The sequence below is a fragment of the Stenotrophomonas sp. P5_A8 genome (assembly GCF_056400545.1).
Window position 1 is genome coordinate 1 of the sequence record NZ_JBFULB010000430.1, and the last position, 2741, is coordinate 2741.

At 66.9% G+C, this 2741-nt stretch carries 2 protein-coding genes; one reads left to right on the top strand and one right to left on the bottom strand.

Features of this window, described 5'->3' with window-relative positions:
* Window positions 1-81 precede the first annotated feature (81 nt).
* Window positions 82-633, bottom strand: a complete 552-nt coding sequence (locus tag AC1DQP_RS19150; RefSeq protein WP_256776879.1) for a Dps family protein — start codon at window positions 631-633, stop codon at window positions 82-84.
* A gap of 96 nt (window positions 634-729) precedes the next feature.
* Here AC1DQP_RS19150 and hrpA point away from each other — a divergent pair.
* Window positions 730-2741: ATP-dependent RNA helicase HrpA (gene hrpA, locus AC1DQP_RS19155; RefSeq protein WP_478052268.1), on the top strand; the 2012-nt coding region annotated here is incomplete at its 3' end.

A 2741-nucleotide genomic window follows, 5' to 3' on the forward strand; every position in this document is an offset into this window, starting at 1 on the left:
CCCCAGGGATGGGTTTACGGCGTGTCCCGGCAAGGGGGGCGGACCCTCGCCGCGCGCAGAGAAAAACGCGCCAACAAACCCTTACTGCAACAACGACCGCAACATCCACGCATACTTCTCGTGCGTCTGCAGGCGCTGGGTCATCAGATCTTCGGTCGGGGCATCGTCGGCGTCGTCGGCCACGTCCAGCACCTTGCGGGCGGTACGGCACACGGCCTCGTTGGCGGTGACCAACTGGCGTACCATCTCACGCCAGTCCGCACTGTCGGTCAGGCCCGGCTCCTCGGCGATCGAGGTCAGGGCGGCGAATTCGCGGTAGGAGCCCGGGGCGTTGAAGCCCAGTGCACGGATACGTTCAGCGACGTCATCCAGGGCCGCCCACTGTTCGGTGTACTGGGTCTCGAACATGGTGTGCAGCGAGTTGAACATCGAYCCGGTCACGTTCCAATGGAAATTGTGGGTCTTCAGGTAAAGCGTGAACGCGTCCGCCTGGAAGGCCGACAGTCCATCGGCGATCTTCTTGCGATCGCCCTCCTTGATCCCGATATCGATATTCGGGGCCGACGGGGCCGCCGCGCCGAGCTGCTGCTTGGCCGTCTTGGTTTTTGCCGGGGTCTTGGTCGTCTTCGCCATGGGAGAACTCCTTATGGATGGGATGAATCGGATGGCCTTCACAATAGATCAGACTACCCTTTCAGTAGTAAACAAAAGTTCTAAACGAATCGATTGATGAGCGCTATCGAAAAACCACATGCAGCACGCCTGGCCCAGCAGCAGGCCGCGATCAACGGGGCCATGAGCCGCGACCGCGGTCGTTTGCTGGGGATGCTCTCGCGTTGGCGGGCCAAACCGGGCGATGCGGGTCTGGCGGCGGCGTTCGAGCAGGCCTTGCAGGCGTCGGTGCAGCGCCGTGAAGCGCGTGCGCGGAATCTGCCGGCCATCACTCTGGACGAGCAACTGCCGATTGCGCGTGAAGCCGAGGCGATCACCGCGCTGATCCGCGCGCACCAGGTCGTGGTGATCGCCGGCGAGACCGGCTCGGGCAAGACCACCCAGCTGCCCAAACTGTGCCTGGCCGCCGGTCGCGGCGTGGCCGGCATGATCGGCTGCACCCAGCCGCGACGGATTGCCGCACGCGCCGTGGCGACGCGTGTGGCGCAGGAACTGAAATCCGAACTGGGCACCACCGTGGGGTACCAGGTGCGCTTCACCGACCGCGTCGGCGATGACACCCGCATCAAGTTCATGACCGACGGCATCCTGCTGGCCGAGATCAGCAGTGACCGCTGGCTCTCGCAGTACGACACGATCATCGTCGACGAAGCGCACGAGCGCAGCCTCAACATCGACTTCCTGCTCGGCTACCTCAAGCAACTGCTGCACAAGCGCCCGGACCTGAAGCTGATCGTCACCTCGGCGACCATCGACACCTCGCGTTTCGCCGAACACTTCAACGATGCCCCGGTGATCAGCGTCGAAGGCCGGACCTTCCCGGTGGACGTGCGCTATCGCCCGCTGGAAGGCGAAGGCGGCGGCGACGCGGACGGCGGTCGTGATGGCGAACGCACCGTCAATGAGGCCATCGTGGCGGCGGTGGATGAAATCACCCGGATCGATCCGCGGGGCGACATCCTGCTGTTCTTCCCCGGCGAGCGTGAGATCCGCGACGCCCACCAGGCGCTGGAACGGCGCAAGTACCGCGAGACCGAAGTGCTGCCGCTGTATGCGCGGCTGTCGGTCAAGGACCAGGACGAGGTGTTCAACCCGGGCGGCAAGCGTCGCATCGTGCTGGCCACGAACGTGGCAGAAACCTCGCTGACCGTGCCGCGCATCCGCTACGTGGTCGATCCGGGCCTGGCCCGCATCAAACGCTACAGCCCGCGGCAGAAGCTGGACCGGCTGCATATCGAAGCGGTATCCCAGGCCAGCGCCAACCAGCGCAAGGGCCGCTGCGGACGTGTTTCCGAAGGCATCTGCTACCGCCTGTATTCGGAGGCGGATTTCCAGTCGCGGGCGGAGTTCACCGATCCGGAAATCCGCCGCTCCAGCCTGTCCGGGGTGATCCTGCGCATGCTGCAGCTCGGCCTGGGCCAGATCGAGGATTTCCCGTTCCTGGAAGCGCCCGACGAGCGTGCCATTGCCGATGGCTGGCAGCAGCTGGGCGAGCTGGGCGCGGTGGATGCCGAGCGCCGCCTGACCCCGGTGGGCCGCCAGATGGCGCGGCTGCCGGTGGACGTCAAGCTGGCGCGCATGCTGGTGGCCGCGCAGGCGCAGGGCTGCCTGCGGCCGATGCTGGTGATTGCCTCGTTCCTGGGCATCCAGGACCCGCGCGAGCGCCCGCCGGAGGCCCGGGGCGCGGCCGATGCGGCGCACGCGTTGTTTGCCGACGGGCGCTCGGAGTTCGTTGGGGTGCTGCGGCTGTGGGATGGCTATCGCCAGGCCCACGAGGACCTCACCCAATCCAAGCTGCGCGGCTGGTGCGAACGGCATTTCCTCGGCTTCCTGCGCATGCGCGAATGGCGCGAGCTGCATCGCCAGCTGCGCGTGCTGTGCGAGGAGCTGGGCTGGACCGAAGAACCCGCCGCGACCGCGCTGGAACCGCTGCTGGCCGGCTCGACCGCGCCGGCCCCGGCGCGCGATGACGAGGCCAAGGTCAAGGCGACCCGGGGGCAGCAGCATCGCGCCGCGCGCCTGGCCCGCGAAGGCAAAAGCGAGCCGCCGGCCGCGCCGGCGCCCGCCAC